Consider the following 18,677-nt stretch of genomic DNA (forward strand, 5'->3'; position numbering starts at 1 on the left):
AGCATCGCCCGTACGCGACGGCGGTGCGCCGCCCCGCGGGGCGCCGCACCGCCGCGCCTGCCGCTACAGCTTGCTCACCGTCGAGTTGTCCGATCCCGACACCGCCTTGTACAGCAGGTACAGCCCGAACACGATGGCGCTGATCACCAGGATCGGGAACAGGCCTTTGAGCAACGCGCCGATGACGGCCAGCGCGATCCATACGACGGCGACGATGCCGATGATCTTCCACAACATTTCGATGCCTCCAGAAGTTCGTTTCCGCTTCGAGCATGGCAGCCGGACGAGCGCGAATCAGCAGGTGAGACGGGATTTCGGGGTGGAAATCAGGGTTCCCCCCGACGTCAGGGCCCCGACTGCCGGGCGCCGATCGGGGTTGCTCGGGCGCACAGGCACGCGAGCGGCGCGGTCATCCCGCCATCGCGAAGGCGGGCAACAGCTCTGCCGGTCCGGTCATCGATCGAGGCAGTCGGACGCGGATCCGCGATGGCGCCACGTCCACCAGAACAGCATCTCAGCGACGCCGAAGCGCCAGCGCCGAACCGGGACACCGGGTGCGGACGGCTCAGCGGTCCGAACCCGAGGCATCGGGCAAGAACAGCGCAGCGGCGAATGTCCGGTTCACACTTCCGTCTGCGCAGGACATGCCATCGGTGTACCGTCGATTCTGCCCGCAGCAATGCGCGTCGATACGCAATCGAACCAGGTCGGCCCCCTGAAACAGGACGATCGGTCCCGTAGTGACAACGGGCGCTCGCTGCCGTAGTCCGCTCTATCGGCGCACGACCTCGACGGCCACGGACCGGAGCTCATGACTCAGCAAACATTGAGTTCGGATGCCGACGACTCGCCGGCGTCCGCGCTGCGCGCGCTGGGCGCGACCTCGGCGCTGCTCTTCGCCGCCCGCCGGGAATCGGACATTCTGCGGATCGCCGCCGAGGCGGTGCGATCCGTCGGAGGCTGCGACGCACTGGGCTGCTACCGAGTAGTCGACGGCGGCTATCTGCTCGATCGGCAACCACACCCCGCTCCGCCGGGCGTGGAAGCGCAGCTCCGCGCGCAGAACGGCGCGGGCAGCATTCGGCTTCCCGGCCGCCGGTGGGGCTGGGCGCTCCCCTTGCGCGACCGATGCCAGACGGTGGGCGCGATCGTCGTCGGGGCCGATCACGAGCCGCCACAGGTGGAGATGGTCCTGCTCACCGTGCTCGCCCAGCTCGCGGGCGCCGCGCTGGCGAACATCGCGCCGCGCGAACGGGTTCGCGCCGACGCCACCGAGCCGACCGCGATCGACGGCGACCTCTCGGCCATCGTCCTGCGGCTCGAACGCCGTAACCGCGTATACGAGGCGCTCGCCGACGCCGCCGCGCACGGATCGGGCGAACAGGGCATCGCGGACGCGCTGGCTCAGCTGACCGGATTCCCCGTCGCCATCGAGGACCCGTTCGGCAATCTCCGGGCGTGGGCCGGGCCGGGAGAACCCGACCCGTATCCGAAAGGGCCGCCGCAGCAGCGCGAACAACTGCTGCACCGCCTCGCCACTCACACAGCGCCGCTGCGCGTTCGCGACCGGGTGGTCGTCCTGGTGCGACCGCGCGCCGAGATCCTGGGCACGCTCGCGCTGATCGACCCGGCCCACCAGGCGCTCGACGAGCAGCTGTTCGCCCTCACCTACGGCAGCACGGTGCTCGCCACGGAGCTGGCGCACCAGCGCGAGCTCGCCGAGATCGAGCTGCGCTTACGCCGTGAACTGGTCGACGACCTGTTGTCGGGCACCGACAGCGACAGCGCCTTCGCCCGGGCCGAGGCCATGGGTTACGACCTGCACGGCGAGCACTACGTGGTGGTCGTGCACGGGGACGACAACGCCATGGCGGAGGCGGTGGGCCGGGCCGCGACGGCGCTGGATCTGCCCTTCATCCAGGGCAGACACGCGGGCATGGTGGTTCTGGTCACCGATCGCAGGCCCGAACCCGAAGCTCTGCACCACGCCATCTGCGAGCACCTGGAGACGGCCCCCGTAACCATCGGGATCAGCGGCTGCTGCACTCGACCGGCCGATCTCCCCCGGGCGTTCGACGACGCGCGCCGCGCGATCAACATCCGGCTGCGGTCGCCGATGCCGGACGGCGCCACCGCGTTCGATGAACTGGGCTTCTACCGGCTGGTCGACGCCGCCCGCGCCGAAGGCCAAGTGGAGCAGTTCATGCGGGAATGGCTCGGCACCCTGCTCGACTACGATCGCGACCACCGTGCCGATCTGGTGTACACCTTGAGCCGATACCTCGAATGCGGTGGCAATTACGACGACTCGGCCGCCGCGCTGCACATCCATCGCAGCACCTTGCGCTACCGGCTCGGGCGGATCCGGGAACTCACCGGCTTCGACCTGCGCGATGTCGACACCCGCTTCAATCTGCAAGCCGCCACGCGCGCATGGCGGTTCCTTTCCCTGGTCGCGCTACCCACCTGACCGGCGCGGTCGCACCGAATCACGGCGGCGGTGGCGTGCGCGTCAGCGGACACGCGCGCCACCGCCGCCGACGAGCCCGGTCGCGGCACGACCGGGTCCATCCGGCCGATCAGCCCCTTCGGCGCCCGGGGTCCCGGTCTCGTGGTTGTTCGGTCAGCAGATCGTCGCGCGGGATGCCGTCCGTATCCTGCATGCCGAGATCGGCGGTGTCGACAGCGTAGGGGTCGATCAGCGGCTCACGCCCCACGCTCGTCCGGTCGCCACCGGCGGGCATCCCTAGTGTCTCGTCCGCGCTGTCCAGATAGGTCCGCATCCGCGCCGGAGCGACATCGCCCTGCTCCTCGGCCCGTTCCTCCGGTGGACGGGTCATCGCGGGGCGGGCCCGTCGCTGCTGCGGAACCGGCTGCCTGCCGTAGACGTCCCACGCGGCCTGCTCCGGATCGATCTGGTAGTGGTCGAACAGTTCCTGCTCGGCCTGCGGGCTGATCTGCCCGTTGTGGTCCAGCTGCGGCGAGGCCTTCACCGCTTCCTTCCCGACCCGCACCTGCAGCGTGGCCGACTCGGGGCGATGCTCGGCACCGGCCAGCGGGACCAAGGCGTCGGCGCTGAACAGGCCGGTGGACACCGCGATCCAGGTCGGCGAGCCGGAATTGTTGTCGACGTAGACCCGTTTGACCTTGCCGATCTTCTCGCCTTCGGGGCCGTACACCGAGCTGCCGATGAGCGTTTCCAGCATTTCAGTCATGGGTTCCTCCGCAGTTCGTCCGTGCGATGCGCAGCCCGACAGAACGCGGCTGTCCACCGCGCGCGCTGAGAAAAGGTTTCAATCGCTTGTGGGTCGATCGGTGGCGTCGGGACCCTCGGCGAGGCGCTGCGTTCTCCGCGCCAGCCGCTGCGGGTCCTCCGCGGATTCACACGTCAGGTACCGGCTGACATCCAGCCGCTGCGTGTCCTGGTCGAGTAGCGATAGACGGTAGGAAACATCGAGCATGACGTGCTCCTGCCCAGTAGTGCATGTTCCCAGGCCCATACGAGACCGGGAGTGATCAGCTACATGATGGCAACTACCCGCGGACCGCCTGATCAAACACGAACTGCGACGATTTCGCCGATCAGCGCCACGAGGGCAAGAGCATAGCTATCCCACAGCAATCGAAGCGGCTCGGTCGGCCGCTCACCCGGCCGGGTCGGGCGTCCCATGGCCGCCCTTGATCAGCGTCAGAGCGGAGGGCCTGCTGGTGAACCGGAAGTTCTTGCCGCGATGGTCGACTTCGCCGTCGGTGGCCAGCGAGACCGGCGCCTCGGCCACGCCCACGTCCACCCGGGAGACCCGGCGGTGCCGATAGGTCGGCGAGTACGCCAGCGTGCCGGTGAACGTCGCGCAGACCAATCGAAGACGCGAGAACCGGACGTCGGCCCGCAGGTACCGCACGTCGAGCGTGCCGCCGTGTAGTTCCGGACGCGACATGGGGATCTGGTCGGCGGGGCGGTAGGCGCCGTTGCCGACGAACAGCATCCACAGCGCGACGCGGGCGTCGTCGAGGGTGACGTGCAGCGGCTTGGCGCGCAGCAGCACGCGCACCATGGCGATGCCCGCGGCGGGCCATTTGCCGATCCGGCGCTCCCAGCGTTCGCGGACGCGCACGAAGTCGGGATAACCGCCGAGGCTGGCGGTGTTGACGAAGACGCGCCGCTCGATGCCGTCGAACGACACCTCGGCCACATCGACGCGCACGGCTTCGCCCGCCTCCAGCGCGGCGAAGGTCACCGCGGGGTCCTCGACGCCGGCGTCCCTGGCGAAATGGTTCAGCGTGCCGCCCGCGAAGACGGCCAGCGGAAGCCGATGCCGGACCGCGTACTCCGCGACGGTGGACACCGTTCCGTCCCCGCCGACGACGCCGAGGGCGACGATGTCCGCACGGCCCAGCAGTTCGTCCACCCTGGTCTCGAACTCGTCGCCGCCGGTGAGTTCGAGCACCTCGGCGGCGGGCAGCCGCACCCGCAGGCCGGCGAGCGTGCCGTCACCGTTGCCCGAGCCCGCCTGCGGATTGCCGATCAGCAGCAGTCCGGCGCCGCCGGGCAGCGGGTCGATGCGCTCCACCGGACCGAGAGCGGCGGGCTCGTCGTCGCGCACCGCCCACCACCGCCGCGTGAGCAACGCGACCGCGCCGCCGAACAGGGCACCCGCGATCACGTCGGAGGGCCAGTGCACGCCGATGTGCACGCGGGAATACCCGACCGCGGCGGCGACGGGAGCCACCGCGGCGGCCGCGGCGGGAGACTCCAGCGCAAGGCCCGCCGCGAACGCGGCTGCCGAGGCCGAGTGCCCGGAGGGAAACGACGACGAGACCGGTGGCGCGACCAGCCTGCGCACGAACGGGACGGAGTCGTCCGGCGGGCGCCGGCGCGGAAACAGCGGCTTGGCCACGCCGTTGGCCACGCCGCTGGCGATGCCGAGCGCGAGCAGGCCGCGCACCGCGCCGCGCCGCGCCGACCGGTCTCCGGCCAGGAACAGAGCCGCCCCGAGCGCGAGCCACAAGCGGTTCTTGTCGGCCGCGGTACTCAGCGCCTTCAGCACCCGGTCCGCCGGGGTCGCGCGCACACGCGCACTGCGGTCGACCAGCCAGCGATCCAGGCTGCTGGTCAGCACGGCCACCCCGCCGTCGCGCCCCCGAGTCGAGAGAAACCGCATCGCCGCAGCCTACCGACCGCTCGGGTGTCCGGGCGACCGGCGACGGACCGGCGTAGGCGCTCGGGCGTGCTGCCGCCCGGTCGCGATCGGACCGGGCGTATTTTCAGTGCACGGATGTACTCTGATCTCGAACGCACAATGGCGTTGAGCGGCAATAGGGAAGGGATGATCGACTGATGCAGACACCCCGATCAGCACACACTCATGCACTGAAACTCATCTAACGGCCAGAACCCGATGGAAAACACTAACGAATTGGCACAGGAACTCGCGGCCGCGGCGCGACGACACGGTTCGGCGATCGCCGGGATCGTCGGCTCCGCCGCCCGCAAAGCGTCATGGGAGGTGCTCGACCTCATGGCCGAGAGCCGCGAACTGGTGGGCGCGGCCTTTCGCGTGAAGGCCGAAGAGCTTCGCCGCCGGGACCGGGCGAGCTGATCCGGATCTGTCAGATCGGTGGCCGCGGCGACGCGGTCACCGTTTTGTCGGCCACCTCGACGAGCGCCTGAGCCCATCCGTCCAGCCGGTCGGAGGCATGCCGCAGATCCGCCACGATGGTGTCGAAGTTGTGCCGCACCACCGTGTTCTCCGGAACCGCGAGGACCCGGCCCGCCGCGGCCACGACCTGCTCGTATTCCGCCACGCCCGCATCGAGCCTGCCGAGCGTCAGCCGCAGGTTCTCGGTGAGCACGACCGACGCGGGCGACGTGGCGCTCCCCATCGCGCCGAGGCCCTGTTCCATCGCCATGATGTCGGCGGCCAGCGCGTGCAGTGCGGCCGCGCCCGAGGCGGCCGTCTCGAGCATGTCGGCCAGCTCGTCCGGGGGCAGCCGGTGGGAGCGCGCGATCTGCACGCCCAGCCCGTGCAACGCCCGCTCGGCGCGCACCAGGCGCGCGATCGGCGGCCGCGCGTTCGACCACAGCGGCGGCTGCTTACGCGGGATGAACGCCGCCTGCGGCAGCGGCGCGCCCCGCAGGCGCAGATAGCGACGGGTGCTCAACGCCGCGCCGGTCACCAGCGCGACCGCGCCGCCGCCGACCACGACCACCGCCCACACCGGCGCCGAAAGGACGACGAGGCCAACGGTTCCCGCGGTGGTGAGCCCGGACACGGTGCCGAGCTGGTAGCTGCGGCGACGGGCCCTGCGGCGGCGACGCAACTCCCGCTCCCGCGGATCGGCCCAGCGCCGCACGGCGACGAGCGCGTTCTCCCCGACTTCGCGAATGCTGTCCGGCAGGCTGCCCGGCTGCGGTGCGAGCGCGGCCTGGGCCCGGATCAGCGCGGAACCCCGCAGGCGCCGCGTGTCGAGCTGACGCTCGCGAAATGCACTGCCGCTCATACCTTCTCTCCCACCGGTTGCACACATCGGACAGACCGAGGCCCGACACGGCCGACGGCCGGCCGGTCGGGTCTCCACGCCTTGTCTTCCAGTGAACCAGCCCCCACCGACACGCGCCCGTCGGGACGTGCGGCCGAGCTACTGCTGCGCCGCTTGGCCCTTGTTCATCTGCGGCTGCGCCGCGTCCGCCTGGGCCGGGTTGATGGCGGGCTGCGCACCGCCCGCGGGCAACTGGTCCCCGCGCATGGACGCGCGAATCTGCTCCAGCTTGCTGTGTCCGGCCATCTGGATGCTGGCCTGCTGCACCTCCAGCATCCGGCCCTGCACCGAATTCTGCGCGAGCTCGGCGGCGCCGAGCGCGTTGGCGTAGCGGCGCTCGATCTTCTCCCGCACCGCGTCCAGGCTCGGCGTGCTACCCGGCGCCGACAGCGTCGAATCCATCTGCTGCAGCGAAGCGGAGACCTGCTCCTGCATCTTGGCCTGCTCCAGCTGGCTGAGCAGCTTGGTGCGCTCGGCGACCTTCTGCTGCAACAGCATGGCGTTCTGCTCCACGGCCTTCTTGGCCTGGGCGGCCGCCTGCAGCGACTGATCGTGCAGGACCTTCAGGTCCTCGACGGACTGCTCGGCGGTGACCAGCTGCGCGGCGAACGCCTCGGCGGCGTTGGTGTACTGGATCGCCTTCTCGGCATCGCCCGCCGCGGTGGCCTGGTCGGCCAGCAGGACGGCCTGGCGCGCGTTGGCGTTGAGCTTCTCGACCTCGTCCAGCTGCCGGTTCAGCTTCATCTCCAGCTGGCGCTGGTTGCCGATGACCGACGCGGCCTGCTGCGAAAGCGCCTGGTGCTGCCGTTGGGCTTCCTCGATAGCCTGCTGAATCTGGACCTTCGGATCCGCGTGCTCCTCGATTTTCGCGTCGAAGAGGGCCATCAGGTATTTCCAGGCCTTGACGAACGGATTAGCCATCGATTGATCCCGCCTCCATCTGACATGCCGCGCTTCGGCGCGACTCCAGTGCGCGACCGTCACGCACTCGATATGTGCCTATCCTCCACCATGTGGCACCAGGGCCGGGCGAACCCGGCCCAACCGACGCCTAGGGAGAATCTATCCGCTTTCCGCGCCGGTCCGCAGCGTTGCCGTCGCGACCACGTCCCGTTGTGCGTCACGCGCCCTTCACCAGGACCAACATGTCCGATCGCGGTGCGGGGATGACGATGCGGGTGTCCTCCGCCAGGGGCAGCGGGCGCCCAGCCGCGTCGGCTGCCGACATCGTCGCCGAAGCGGGCTCGGCCTGCGCCGCGGGCTCGGTCGCGGCCTGCTCCGACTCGGTGGCCGCCGGAGCCGATGTGGCCGCGGCGTCGTCCACGGCGGCGCCCGCGGTCGACCCGTCGGCGCCCGCCATGATCGTGCTCACATCCCACAGCACTCGCGACAGCGGCACGTCCAGCGCCTCGCAGATGGCGGCCAGCAATTCACTGGAGGCCTCCTTGCGACCGCGCTCGACCTCGGAGAGGTAGCCCAGGCTCACCCGTGCGGACGTCGACACTTCGCGCAGGGTCCGGTTCTGGGCGAGACGCGCACGCCGCAGACTGTCCCCGATCGCCTCTCGCAGCAGCGTCATCTCGTTCTCCTTCGCTCCCGGTCGCCGGGCCGACGTGATTCGCGACCCCACGCTCTTTCTGGCACAACGTCGGAGCCTGGGCGGTGGTTCCCGCCCGGGGCGACCTCAGCCGCCCCGCCCGACGCGCTCGGCCGCATCCGTGCCGGCCTCCCGCACACACCGCAGCAATTCCGACACCGCAGTGTGCGTCGCACCGATTCTGATCGTCCACCGGTCGCCGGAGAGTTTCAACCGCATCACCTCGGTATGACCCGGCCCGGCCAGTCCGAGGAAGACCGTGCCGACGGGGTGCCCGTCCTGCGAATCGGGGCCCGCGACCCCGGTCAAGCCCACGCCCCAGTCCGCGCGGCAGCGCGTCCGGGCGCCGACGGCCAGTTGCTCGGCGGTGCTCGCCGCGACCGGGCCTTCGGTCGCGAGTGTTTCCGCCTCGACGCCGGCGAGGCTGTGCTTGAGGTCGGTGGCGTACACCACCAGACCGCCGCGCAGCACGGCGCTGGCGCCGGGCACTCCGGCGATCGTCGCGGCGAGCAGGCCCGCGGTCAGCGATTCGGCGGTCGCCACGGTTTGCCGCACGGTCACCAACGCGCGGACGAGAGCGATGGCGGGCACGCAGGCGATCAGCGGATCGCTCATACGCCGCGGGTCCGCCCCGGCCCGCCCGCGAGCCAGAGACGGGCGGCCTGGCCGACGTAGTCCAGCCCGGTGACCACGGTTAGCGCCACCGCCAGGTACATCAGCACCAAGCCGGCCTCGGCGACCCAGCCGGTCAGCGGCAACAGCAGCATGGCGATCGCCAGCGACTGGACCAGCGTCTTGAGCTTGCCGCCGCGCCCGGCGGGAATCACGCCGCGCCGGACAACCACCAGCCGGAGCAGCGTCACGCCGATCTCCCTGCCGCAGATCACCAACGTGATCCACCAGGCCAGATCGCCGAGCAGGGACAGCCCGATCAGGGCGGACCCGATCAGCGCTTTGTCCGCGATGGGGTCGGCCAGCTTGCCGAAATCGGTCACGAGACCGTATTTGCGAGCCAGTTGCCCGTCGAACCGGTCAGTGATCGCGGCCACACCGAACAGCGCCGCGGCGACGATCCGCCAGCCGGTCTGGTGACCACCCGCGACGAACAGCGCCGCGACGAACAGCGGCACGATCGCGATGCGCAGCATGGTCAGCACGTTCGCGATGTTCAGCAGCGGCGCCTCGGTCTCGGCCTGGGCAGTCGCGAATCCGGGGCGGATCGGGGCGGGCGGAGCCCAGGGGCGGTCCGTCTCGTCGGGTTGCACGCTCATGCCCTCGCCTCACCGGCGGCGCGCTGGGTCACGGCCGCCTCGGCACGCCGTCGCGCGGCCCGGCGCGATGCGGTGTGCGGAACGAGAGGATCTGGGACACACGTTCAGAGTATCGGTAGCCGGGCCGACTACTGTGCACCCCATGACCTCTCGGGGACCACTTGGTGGTTCGACAAGCGACGCGTACCCGGGCGCGGCCTCCGCCGCGCAGAGTTCTGCCCCGGTCGTCCGACGCGCGCGAACCTCCGACGTGCCCGAGATCAAGCGCCTGGTCGACGTGTACGCGGGCCGGATCCTGCTGGAGAAGAACCTGGTCACCCTCTACGAGGCGGTGCAGGAGTTCTGGGTGGCCGAACTCGACGGCCGCGTCGTCGGCTGCGGCGCGCTGCACGTGCTGTGGGCCGATCTCGGCGAGGTGCGCACGGTCGCGGTGCACCCCGATGTCAAGGGCAGCGGTGTGGGCAAGCTCATCGTGCAGCGGCTGGTCGCGGTGGCCCGTGAGCTCGAGTTGCAACGGCTGTTCGTGCTGACCTTCGAAGTGGAGTTCTTCGCCAGGCACGGATTCGTGGAGATCGACGGCACGCCGGTGACCGCCGAGGTCTACGCCGAGATGTGCCGCTCCTACGACACCGGTGTGGCCGAGTTCCTCGACCTGAGCTATGTGAAGCCGAACACTCTCGGCAATACTCGGATGCTGCTCACGCTCTGAGTCCGGCCCCACAGGAAGCGATACCCCGTGCCGATCTTCGCCGTCCATTACGTCTACTCCGAGGCCACCACCGCGGGCCGGGACGTCCACCGTCCCGAGCACCGGGCCTGGCTGGCCGCTCTGCTCGAGTCCGGCGCCCTGCTCAGCAGCGGTCCGTACCCGGACGGGTCCGGAGCGCTGCTGATCTTCCGTTCGCAGGACGCGGGCCAGTTGAAGGACCTGCTCGCGCAGGACCCGTTCGCCCGGGAGAACCTGATCGACGACGTACGCGCCGTGGAGTGGGCTCCGGTCTTCGGCGCCTTCGCGCCCTAGGCGGCTAGCGGTTCGCCTGAGCGCGGGTCCGAAGCAGACTGGCGACGGTCGCGACGACCAGAATGCTCAGGATGACCCCCAGCGAGACCGGCGTGGAGATCTCCGGGACCATGACGTGCTCGCCGCCGTTGACGAACGGCAGCGTGTTCTCGTGCAGGGCGTGCAGCACCAGCTTGACGCCGATGAACGCGAGGATCGCCGCCAATCCGTAGGACAGGTAGACCAGCCGGTCGAGCAGGCCGCCGATCAGGAAGTACAGCTGCCGCAAGCCCATGAGCGCGAACGCGTTCGCGGTGAAGACGAGGTAGGGCTGCTCGGTCAAGCCGTAGATGGCGGGGATGGAGTCCAGCGCGAAGAGCAGGTCGGTGAACCCGATCGCCAGCAGGGCCAGCAGCAGCGGTGTGACCGCACGGCGCCCGTCGATCCTGGTCACCAGTTTGTCGCCGTCGTATTCGTCGGTGGTCGGCAGCACCCGCTTGGCCAATGCGACGATGCGGCTGTCGCGTTTCTCCTCGACCTCCACCTCGTGACCGCTCTCGCGCGTCAGCTTCACGGCGGTGTAGATGAGGAACACGCCGAACAGGTAGAACACCCAGCTGAACGCGCTGATCGCGGCCGCGCCGATCGCGATGAACACCCCGCGCATCACCAAAGCGAGCACGATGCCGATCAGCAGCACCTTCTGCTGGTAGATCCGGGGCACCGCGAAGGTGGTCATGATGATCAGGAAGACGAACAGGTTGTCCACCGAGAGCGCCTTCTCGGTGACGAAACCGGCGTAGTACTCCCCGGCGTAGGTCGACCCCCACTGCCAGGCGACCACGCCGCCGAACAGCAGCGCGAGCCCGATGTAGACGGCCGACCAGAAGCCGGATTCCCGGAACGTGGGCTCGTGCGGCGTGCGGACGTGCGCGAAGAAGTCGAAGACGAACAGTCCGAGGATCACCACGATGGTGATCGTCCATTCGAGTGCGGTTACGTGCATGCGGTGTGCCGATCGGAAGCGAAGATCATGATGTCCATAATGCCCGAAATGTCCGTTGCTCTTCAGTAGCGGGGTGGTTGCCGACCATAATTCCACATGCGTTCACCCGGCCGTTCGTGCCACGGTCGCTCGCGGCCGACGACTACCGCGCCAGGAACCACGTCCTCGGAGACGACGCGCCCTCGCGACCGTTTCCTGACGCCACCTACGTCGAGACCGACGCCCGGTTCGATCAGGCCATCGACCAGGCACCCGGAAACGCTGCCGTCCAGCTCCACCCTGCAGGCCCGATGGGACTGAACCGGGTAGGGTCTTCGGCGAAGCGAAAGCGGTTCACAACACCGGCATCCGGTGTTACTTTCTGAGCGGCGAAGATCGGACACAGGAAGGCGAGACGATGACCGGGACAGTGCGGCAGCAGGGGTTGCCGAGCGGTGTCCGGCAGTTACGCGTCCGCGCAGGGCTATCGGTCTCGTCCGTCACTCGGCGGATGAGCGCGCGGAGCCGCCCCTGAACGTGTCTTTCGCAGACCCGTACCGAAGGGGGTCACTCCGCGGCGAATCGCCGAGGCGTGGCCCTTTTTTCGTGGTCGGGACTCCGATCGATCCCTCGTAGCCCAATAGGTAGAGGCGCCGGACCTAGATTCCGGGAGATGCGAGTTCGAATCTCGCCGAGGGAACCAGCCGGATCACTCCTGCGGCTCCGAGTCGCCGTCCTGTCCGCCGCCGCGGATCGACCACAGCAACCCTTCCAGTTCATCGGGTTTGACGAGCACGTCGCGCGCCTTGGAACCCTCACTCGGGCCGACCACGCCCCGGGTCTCCATGAGGTCCATCAGCCGCCCCGCCTTGGCGAAGCCGACGCGCAGCTTGCGCTGCAGCATGGAGGTGGACCCGAACTGCGAGGTGACCACGAGTTCCACCGCCTGCAGGAAGACGTCGAGATCGTCGCCGATATCGGGATCGACGTCCTTCTTCTCCCCGGCCTTCGCGGCGGTGACGCCTTCTTGGTAGTCCGGTTCGGCCTGGTTCTTGGCGAAGTCGACGACGGCGTGGATCTCCTCGTCGCTGATGAACGCGCCCTGCAGCCGCGTCGGCTTGCCCGCGCCCATCGGCAGGAACAGGCCGTCGCCCATGCCGATCAGCTTCTCCGCGCCGGGCTGGTCGAGGATGACGCGCGAGTCGGTCAGCGACGAGGTGGCGAAGGCCAGCCGGGAGGGTACGTTGGTCTTGATCAGACCGGTCACCACGTCCACCGACGGCCGCTGTGTGGCCAGCACGAGGTGGATGCCCGCGGCACGGGCCTTCTGGGTGATGCGGACGATGGCGTCCTCCACGTCGCGCGGCGCGGTCATCATCAGATCGGCCAGCTCGTCGACGATGGCCAGGATGTACGGGTAGGGCCGGTACACGCGCTCGCTGCCCAGCGGAGCGGTGATCGCCCCCGACTTCACCTTCTTGTTGAAGTCATCGATGTGGCGCACCTTGTTGGCCTGCATGTCCTGATAGCGCTGCTCCATCTCCTCGACCAGCCAGGCCAGTGCGGCCGCCGCCTTCTTCGGCTGGGTGATGATGGGCGTGATCAGATGCGGAATGCCCTCGTAGGGGGTCAGTTCCACCATCTTCGGGTCGATCAGGATCATCCGGACCTCGTCCGGCGTCGCCCGCTGCAACAGCGACACCAGCATCGAGTTGACGAAGCTCGACTTACCGGAACCGGTGGAGCCCGCGACCAGCAGGTGCGGCATCTTCGCCAGATTCGCCGAGACGAACTCGCCTTCGATGTTCTTGCCCAGACCGATCACCAGCGGATGGTGGTCGGTGCGGGTGGACGGCGCTTTGAGCACGTCTGCCAGCCGGACCAGCTCGCGGTCGGCGTTGGGCACCTCGATGCCGACGGCGGACTTGCCGGGAATCGGCGCGAGCAGCCGGACGTTCTCCGTCGCGACCGCATAGGCGATGTTGCGCGCGAGTGCGGTGATCTTCTCGACCTTCACGCCGGGCCCGAGTTCGACCTCGTAGCGCGTGACCGTCGGGCCGCGGACGAACCCGGTGACCGCGGCGTCGATCTTGAACTGCACCAGCACCTCGGTGATCGCCTCGATCATCGATTCGTTGGCGGCACTGCGCTTCTTGGGCGGATCGCCGTCGGTCAGCAGCGACAGCGGCGGCAGCGTGTAGTCGCCCTCGACTTCGCGATCGGTGACGAACTCCAGCTGCTGGGGCGGCGGTGGCGTCTGGTCCTCCACCACCGGGGCGTGGCGCTGCTTCTTCGGCTTCGGTTTCGGCGCGGGTTCCTCGACCGCGATGGGCTTGGCGTCGCGCAGCGGGGGTTCGCCGATCGCCTCGGTGACCGCGTCCGGGTCGCCGAACTCGTCGGGCGGGTAGTTCTCCGCGGGGGTGCGACCGCGCCGCTTGGCGCCGGTGCGGTGCAGCGGGAAGCCGTCGGCGTCGTAGTCGGCCGGATCGTAGTCCCGGCGCTCGCCGTCGAATTCACCGTATTCGGCGCCGATCGCGGCGCCGAAGTAGCGACGCAGCTTGTCGGGCACCTCGCGGACCGTCGTCCCGGTCACCAGCAGTGCGCCGAAGACGATGGCCAGCAGCAGGATCGGGACCGAAAGCCAGGCGGTGAGGCCGTTGGTCAGCGGTCCGCCGGTCACGAAGCCGACGAAACCGGCTGCGCGGGAACGCCCGTGCGCGTCGGTGGGCGCGCCCGCGGCGACGTGCCACAGGCCGAGGATCGGCAAGCCGATCAGCAGGCCGCCGAGCACCAGCCGCGGCCGGATCTCGGGCCGCGGTTCGGTGCGCATCAGCACGACGGCGATCCCGGAGGCGACGAACGGCAGTCCGGCCGAGGCCGATCCGGAGATCGCGCGGATGACGCTCTCGACCCAGTGGCCGACCGGCCCGCCCGCCGACAACCACACCGCCGCCGCGATCACGGCACTGACGGCGATCAGGGCCAGCGCGGCGCCGTCGCGCCGATGTCCGTGCTCGATCTCCCCGGCCCGGCTCAGCGTGCGCGTGGTCGCCCCGAGACCGCGGGCGAGCATGTTCCAGCCGCTGCCGATGCCACGCCCGAGCACCGCGAGCGGCGCGGTGGGCGAGGTGTTCGGTGCGCGGCGCACCGGACGCCGGGCCGGGGAACCGCGTCGACGGGGCGCCGCGGTCGCTCGCGGGGTCGCGGTACGGGGCGTGGCCGCGCGAGACCGTGCCGTGGTGGTCCTCCCCCGCGCCGATCCCGCCCGCGCCCGAGTCGTCGGAGTGCTGCGGGACTTACCTGCCATGGCCCCAGGCTAGCCGCAATCGCCCCATCCGGACCATCCGCAACACTGGTAGTGCTCCGCCACGCCGTGTGTTCGCGCCGGTCGCGGAGCCTTCACCGCCATGGAATCGCCCCGGAATTCAGGCCATCGACTTTCCGGAGGTCCGCGCACCTCGTCGCTCGCGGTGTGCACAGCGTGAGACTGCGCCCGCTCGCCGGGATTCCGGTCCGAATGCGGGTGCGGAGTCGAGCTGGTGGCGAACAACGCGCCGCCCCAGCCCACGCATCAGACCGATCGGTCTGTCTCCAATACCGCCCGGACGGCTTCGGGTGATCCGGTGGTCTCCAGCCGGACCTCGTCCCGGCCGAAGGCGTGCAACACCAGTTCCGAGGGCTTTCCGATCAGCGTGACGACGTCGCCGGAATCCCGCCCCACCACCGTCTTCCTGCCGTCGGGGGTCGCCAGCTCGACGGTGACCGGCGCCTTGCGGTAGGCCATCCTGGCCATCTTGCGCAGCACCGACCACAGTTGGTCCTCGTCGGCCGCGGCCAGTTCGCGCGGTTGCCACCCGGCCTCGGCGCGGCGCACGTCCTCGTGGTGGACGAACATCTCCGACAGGTTGACCACCGCGTCCACCGGCCGCAACGGCGACCACCAGGGCGGACCGGTGCGCACCTGGTCCAGCAACTCGGGAAACGGCTTGCGCGCCGCCTTCGCCTGCACCCGGTCGAGATACCCCGCCAGCGGCCGCAACAGGATGCCGGGCGCGGCGTCGGGCCGTCGTTCGCGAACCACCAAGTGCGCGGCCAAGTCCCGCACCGTCCACGTGCCGCAGAGCGTCCGGGCGTCCGGGCCCGCGGCCGCCATCGCCTCGACGAGTCCCCTGCGTTCCCGCTGCGCCATAGTCACACCCCGAACATACCGACCACCCGGCCACACCGCCGCGCGGCACGAGGGCCACGCGTCACGGCAACCGCAGCGCCATCCCGCCCTACCCTCGCCGGGGCTTTCCCGGGGGTGCCGCACCTGCCGCTGCGAGTCGTCGTTCGGGACGAAACGCAATGACGTTGTTGTCCAGGACGTTTCGCTTTCCCGGCAGCACTCGCACTCCGGTCTGCGGGTTGCGAGCGGCACCACCGTGGGCCACACTGGATGGAACGTCGGCTCCGCGCGTAAAAGCGCGTCCATACCACGAAGTTCCCGGCTCCCCCTGCCGGGAAATCTCCGGCTAGCGCAATGCGTGTCCGCTCTGTACCTTGTCACTCGGTCCATCGGGTCGTGGGCCTTATGACAAGAAGGGGCAAATCCTCCGTGAAGAAGTTTGCTACCGGTGTGGCCGCGCTCGCGGCAGTGGGTGCCGCGCTGGCCGTCAGCGCGCCCACCGCGCACGCCTACACCAACAACTACGGCGCGATCGCGCTGTCCACCTCCACCGGTTTGATCGGGTACTCCTACGACTACCCGAGCTCGGCCGCCGCGCAGCAGCGCGCCGTGAGCTCCTGCGGCGCCGCCGACTGCCAGTCGGTGGTCTGGTTCCGCAACGGCTGCGGCGCCGTGGCGTACTCCAGCGGCAGTGGCAGCTGGAGCTGGGGGTACGCGGCCTCGCGGCGCGGCGCGCAGAGCCAAGCCCTGCGGCGCAACGATTCCGATGCCTACATCGTGCACTGGAACTGCACGTCCAACCACGGCTGATACCCGGAATTCGAGACGAAGGAAACATCGTGAAGCATCGCATTTTCCGGACCGCCGTGGCCGTCGTCCTCACCGCCGCGGCCTGCTCGCTGACCGCCTGCGCCTCCGGCGACGACTCCTCGTCCCCCAGCACCAGCGCCAACCCCAGCCACGCGGCGGGCGAGTTGGAGGGCGGCTCGGACAAGGGCGAGAAGGAGACCGGCACCGCGCCGACCACCCCGTCCTCCCCCGCGCTGGCCAAGCCCTCCGTGCAGCAGCTGAACGAGCGGCTGCAGAAGGCGTTCGATCCGAACGTGCCGAACGCGGAGAAGATCAGCTGGATCCAGGCCGCCGAGCAAGATCCCTACCTGGTCGCCAATCTCGTCGACGCCGCGAAGAAGCAGAAGGTCACCGTCGAGGTGACCAACGTGGGCGACCCGAAGGACGGCAAGCTCAAGGCCGACGCCAAGGTCACCATCGACGGCACCCCGGTGGACGACGCGTTCATCCAGTTCGTCTCCGAAGGTGGTCAGTGGAAGGTCGACCACACCTTCGCCTGCAACATCGTCAAGAGCGCGAAGATCGAGTCCGCGGCCTGCCAGGAGTAGCCCCTTACCGCGCGAAAAGCGCCGGACAGCCGAGCTGTCCGGCGCTTTTTCGTAGCCGGGTCAGACGCCGATGACGGTCGGCACGATCATCGGGCGACGCCGGTAAGTGTCGGCCACCCAGCGGCCGACCACGCGGCGCACGCCCTGCGCGATCCGGTGGGTGTCGGTGACACCCTCGCCCGCCAGCCGCAGCAGTTCGGCTTCCACCAGTTCCGCCGCGTCGAGCAGGGCGGTCGGATCGTCGGAGAAGCCTCGTCCGCTGAGTTCAGGAGTGCTCACCGCTTTGCCGGTGGTCTCATCGATGGCGACGGTGATCGCGATGAAACCGCCCTCGCCGAGCACCAGCCGGTCCGACAGGGTCGACTCCCCGACATCACCCACCGACAGCCCGTCGACGTACACGTGGCCCACCGGCACCCGGCCGACGATCGAGGCGATGCCGTCGACCAGGTCGACCACCACCCCGTCCTCGGCGAGCACCACCCGTTCCTGCGGCACGCCGGTGGCCACCGCCAGAGCGGCGTTCGCCCGCAGGTGGCGCCACTCGCCGTGCACCGGCATCGCGTTGGTCGGCCGCACCGCGTTGTACAGGTACAGCAGTTCCCCCGCCGAGGCGTGCCCGGAGACGTGCACCTTCGCGTTCTGCTGGGTGATCACCGTGGCCCCGAGCCGAGCCAGGCCGTTGACCACCGCGAACACCGAGTTCTCGTTACCCGGGATGAGCGAGGAGGCCAGCACCACCAGGTCGTCGGGCCGGATGTTGATCTGCCGGTGGTCGCCGCGCGCCATCCGCGACAGCGCCGACAGCGGCTCGCCCTGCGAGCCCGTGGAGATCAGCACCAGGCGGTGGCCGGGCAGGGTCGCGGCGACGTCGAGATCGACGACCACGCCGTCGGGCACGGTGAGATAGCCCAGGTCCTGGGCGATCTGCATATTGCGCACCATCGAGCGGCCGACGAAGCACACCCGCCGCCCGTACTTCTGCGCCACGTCCACCACCTGCTGGATGCGGTGCACGTGACTGGCGAAGGACGCGACGATCACCCGGCCGCGCGCCTTGCCGATCACCGAATCCAGCACGCCGCCGATCTCGCGCTCCGGCGTGACGAAGCCGGGGACCTCGGCATTGGTGGAGTCCACCAGGAACAGGTCCACGCCCTCGTCGCCGAGCCGGGAGAATCCGGCCAGGTCGGTGAGCCGCCCGTCCAGCGGCAGCTGGTCGAGCTTGATGTCACCGGTGTGCAGGGCGACGCCGGCCGGCGTGCGGATGGCGACGGCGAGCGCGTCGGGGATCGAGTGGTTGACCGCGAAGTACTCGCAGCCGAACGGGCCGTGCGTGGTGTGCTGCCCCTCGGTCACCTCGATCAGCTTCGGATGCAGGCGATGTTCCCGGCATTTCGCGGCGACCAGCGCGAGGGTGAACTTCGAGCCGACGACCGGGATATCCGGCCGCAGCCGCAGCAGGAACGGCACCGCGCCGATGTGGTCCTCGTGGCCGTGGGTGAGCACCACGGCCACCACGTCGTCCATCCGGTTCTCGATGGGACGGAAGTCCGGCAGGATCAGGTCGACGCCGGGCTGCTGGTCCTCCGGGAACAGCACGCCGCAGTCCACGATGAGCAATTTGCCGCCGTACTCGAAAACGGTCATGTTGCGGCCGATTTCACCGATGCCGCCCAGGGCGAACACGCGCAAGCCGTTCTCGGGCAGGGCGGGCGG

The 18,677-nt window shown here is 69.6% G+C and carries 19 protein-coding genes and 1 tRNA gene; 7 read left to right on the forward strand and 13 right to left on the reverse strand.

The features are described 5' to 3' along the window. Positions 1 to 63: 63 nt before the first annotated feature. Positions 64 to 237: a hypothetical protein gene (locus HOV91_RS28025; protein ID WP_174188361.1), complete on the reverse strand. Its 174-nt coding sequence runs from the start codon at positions 235 to 237 to the stop codon at positions 64 to 66. Between the two features lie 574 nt (positions 238 to 811). Between HOV91_RS28025 and HOV91_RS28030 the strand changes: the two genes are divergently transcribed. Continuing rightward, positions 812 to 2,470 (forward strand): PucR family transcriptional regulator, encoded by a 1,659-nt coding sequence (locus HOV91_RS28030; protein WP_174188362.1) that lies wholly within the window; start codon positions 812 to 814, stop codon positions 2,468 to 2,470. Between the two features lie 109 nt (positions 2,471 to 2,579). Here HOV91_RS28030 and HOV91_RS28035 read toward each other — a convergent pair whose 3' ends face one another. The 3 genes from HOV91_RS28035 to HOV91_RS28045 form a co-directional block, all read right to left on the reverse strand. Beyond that, a complete protein-coding gene (locus HOV91_RS28035; protein WP_174188363.1) occupies positions 2,580 to 3,215 on the reverse strand; it encodes a PRC-barrel domain-containing protein in 636 nt (211 codons plus the stop codon). A gap of 78 nt (positions 3,216 to 3,293) precedes the next feature. Then, entirely contained in the window at positions 3,294 to 3,461 is a 168-nt protein-coding gene (locus tag HOV91_RS28040) for a hypothetical protein (protein WP_174188364.1), read from the reverse strand. A gap of 183 nt (positions 3,462 to 3,644) precedes the next feature. After that, positions 3,645 to 5,162 (reverse strand): bifunctional phosphatase PAP2/diacylglycerol kinase family protein, encoded by a 1,518-nt coding sequence (locus tag HOV91_RS28045; RefSeq protein ID WP_174188365.1) that lies wholly within the window; start codon positions 5,160 to 5,162, stop codon positions 3,645 to 3,647. Between the two features lie 255 nt (positions 5,163 to 5,417). Between HOV91_RS28045 and HOV91_RS28050 the strand changes: the two genes are divergently transcribed. Then, positions 5,418 to 5,600, forward strand: coding sequence for a hypothetical protein (locus HOV91_RS28050; RefSeq protein ID WP_174188366.1), 183 nt, complete (start codon positions 5,418 to 5,420; stop codon positions 5,598 to 5,600). 10 nt (positions 5,601 to 5,610) lie between these two features. On the opposite strand, the gene pspM is transcribed toward HOV91_RS28050, so the two are convergent. The 5 genes from pspM to pgsA form a co-directional block, all read right to left on the reverse strand. After that, a complete protein-coding gene (gene pspM, locus HOV91_RS28055; protein ID WP_246351014.1) occupies positions 5,611 to 6,501 on the reverse strand; it encodes a phage shock envelope stress response protein PspM in 891 nt (296 codons plus the stop codon). Positions 6,502 to 6,639: 138 nt separating this feature from the next. Continuing rightward, positions 6,640 to 7,461, reverse strand: a complete 822-nt coding sequence (pspA, locus tag HOV91_RS28060; RefSeq protein ID WP_174188367.1) for a phage shock protein PspA — start codon at positions 7,459 to 7,461, stop codon at positions 6,640 to 6,642. Between the two features lie 199 nt (positions 7,462 to 7,660). Then, the gene (locus HOV91_RS28065; RefSeq protein WP_174188368.1) at positions 7,661 to 8,119 is read right to left on the reverse strand and encodes a helix-turn-helix domain-containing protein; all 459 of its coding nucleotides are present in this window, start codon (positions 8,117 to 8,119) and stop codon (positions 7,661 to 7,663) included. A gap of 105 nt (positions 8,120 to 8,224) precedes the next feature. Next, on the reverse strand, positions 8,225 to 8,752 hold the full coding sequence (locus HOV91_RS28070) for a CinA family protein (RefSeq protein WP_174188369.1): 528 nt from the start codon (positions 8,750 to 8,752) through the stop codon (positions 8,225 to 8,227). Continuing rightward, the gene (pgsA, locus tag HOV91_RS28075; protein WP_174188370.1) at positions 8,749 to 9,408 is read right to left on the reverse strand and encodes a CDP-diacylglycerol--glycerol-3-phosphate 3-phosphatidyltransferase; all 660 of its coding nucleotides are present in this window, start codon (positions 9,406 to 9,408) and stop codon (positions 8,749 to 8,751) included. The genes HOV91_RS28070 and pgsA overlap by 4 nt, the downstream gene beginning before the upstream one ends. Positions 9,409 to 9,550: 142 nt before the next feature. On the opposite strand from pgsA, the gene HOV91_RS28080 reads away from it, so the two are divergent. After that, positions 9,551 to 10,117 carry an amino-acid N-acetyltransferase gene (locus HOV91_RS28080; RefSeq protein ID WP_174188371.1) on the forward strand — a complete coding sequence of 189 codons (567 nt, stop codon included), beginning with the start codon at positions 9,551 to 9,553 and terminating at the stop codon, positions 10,115 to 10,117. A gap of 27 nt (positions 10,118 to 10,144) precedes the next feature. Next, positions 10,145 to 10,429, forward strand: a complete 285-nt coding sequence (locus HOV91_RS28085; RefSeq protein ID WP_174188372.1) for a YciI family protein — start codon at positions 10,145 to 10,147, stop codon at positions 10,427 to 10,429. Positions 10,430 to 10,433: 4 nt separating this feature from the next. On the opposite strand, the gene HOV91_RS28090 is transcribed toward HOV91_RS28085, so the two are convergent. Further along, a complete protein-coding gene (locus HOV91_RS28090; RefSeq protein WP_174188373.1) occupies positions 10,434 to 11,414 on the reverse strand; it encodes a TerC family protein in 981 nt (326 codons plus the stop codon). Between the two features lie 605 nt (positions 11,415 to 12,019). On the opposite strand from HOV91_RS28090, the gene HOV91_RS28095 reads away from it, so the two are divergent. Next, a tRNA-Leu gene (locus HOV91_RS28095) sits at positions 12,020 to 12,096 on the forward strand. Between the two features lie 6 nt (positions 12,097 to 12,102). On the opposite strand, the gene HOV91_RS28100 is transcribed toward HOV91_RS28095, so the two are convergent. Further along, positions 12,103 to 14,700, reverse strand: a complete 2,598-nt coding sequence (locus HOV91_RS28100) for a DNA translocase FtsK (RefSeq protein ID WP_174188374.1) — start codon at positions 14,698 to 14,700, stop codon at positions 12,103 to 12,105. 264 nt (positions 14,701 to 14,964) lie between these two features. Continuing rightward, entirely contained in the window at positions 14,965 to 15,588 is a 624-nt protein-coding gene (locus tag HOV91_RS28105; RefSeq protein ID WP_174188375.1) for a TIGR03085 family metal-binding protein, read from the reverse strand. A 402-nt stretch (positions 15,589 to 15,990) separates the two neighbouring features. Between HOV91_RS28105 and HOV91_RS28110 the strand changes: the two genes are divergently transcribed. Together HOV91_RS28110 and HOV91_RS28115 are read left to right on the forward strand one after the other, a co-directional pair. Further along, positions 15,991 to 16,371, forward strand: a complete 381-nt coding sequence (locus HOV91_RS28110; RefSeq protein WP_312884798.1) for a DUF4189 domain-containing protein — start codon at positions 15,991 to 15,993, stop codon at positions 16,369 to 16,371. A 29-nt stretch (positions 16,372 to 16,400) separates the two neighbouring features. Continuing rightward, complete coding sequence (locus HOV91_RS28115) at positions 16,401 to 16,958, forward strand: WKL family lipoprotein (RefSeq protein ID WP_174188377.1); 558 nt, start codon at positions 16,401 to 16,403, stop codon at positions 16,956 to 16,958. A gap of 60 nt (positions 16,959 to 17,018) precedes the next feature. Here HOV91_RS28115 and HOV91_RS28120 read toward each other — a convergent pair. Further along, positions 17,019 to 18,677: ribonuclease J (locus HOV91_RS28120; protein ID WP_281371005.1), on the reverse strand; the 1,659-nt coding region annotated here is incomplete at its 5' end.

This window comes from Nocardia barduliensis (assembly GCF_013315795.1).
Lineage (GTDB): Bacteria > Actinomycetota > Actinomycetes > Mycobacteriales > Mycobacteriaceae > Nocardia > Nocardia barduliensis.

Excerpts from the sequence above, each read along its gene's own strand:
- HOV91_RS28025 (WP_174188361.1), bottom strand. The coding sequence starts at position 237 with ATGTTGTGGAAGATCATCGGCATCGTCGCCGTCGTATGGATCGCGCTG.
- HOV91_RS28030 (WP_174188362.1), top strand. The coding sequence starts at position 812 with ATGACTCAGCAAACATTGAGTTCGGATGCCGACGACTCGCCGGCGTCC.
- HOV91_RS28035 (WP_174188363.1), bottom strand. The coding sequence starts at position 3,215 with ATGACTGAAATGCTGGAAACGCTCATCGGCAGCTCGGTGTACGGCCCC.
- HOV91_RS28040 (WP_174188364.1), bottom strand. The coding sequence starts at position 3,461 with ATGCTCGATGTTTCCTACCGTCTATCGCTACTCGACCAGGACACGCAG.
- HOV91_RS28045 (WP_174188365.1), bottom strand. The coding sequence starts at position 5,162 with ATGCGGTTTCTCTCGACTCGGGGGCGCGACGGCGGGGTGGCCGTGCTG.
- pspM (WP_246351014.1), bottom strand. The coding sequence starts at position 6,501 with ATGAGCGGCAGTGCATTTCGCGAGCGTCAGCTCGACACGCGGCGCCTG.
- pspA (WP_174188367.1), bottom strand. The coding sequence starts at position 7,461 with ATGGCTAATCCGTTCGTCAAGGCCTGGAAATACCTGATGGCCCTCTTC.
- HOV91_RS28065 (WP_174188368.1), bottom strand. The coding sequence starts at position 8,119 with ATGACGCTGCTGCGAGAGGCGATCGGGGACAGTCTGCGGCGTGCGCGT.
- HOV91_RS28070 (WP_174188369.1), bottom strand. The coding sequence starts at position 8,752 with ATGAGCGATCCGCTGATCGCCTGCGTGCCCGCCATCGCTCTCGTCCGC.
- pgsA (WP_174188370.1), bottom strand. The coding sequence starts at position 9,408 with ATGAGCGTGCAACCCGACGAGACGGACCGCCCCTGGGCTCCGCCCGCC.
- HOV91_RS28080 (WP_174188371.1), top strand. The coding sequence starts at position 9,551 with ATGACCTCTCGGGGACCACTTGGTGGTTCGACAAGCGACGCGTACCCG.
- HOV91_RS28090 (WP_174188373.1), bottom strand. The coding sequence starts at position 11,414 with ATGCACGTAACCGCACTCGAATGGACGATCACCATCGTGGTGATCCTC.
- HOV91_RS28100 (WP_174188374.1), bottom strand. The coding sequence starts at position 14,700 with ATGGCAGGTAAGTCCCGCAGCACTCCGACGACTCGGGCGCGGGCGGGA.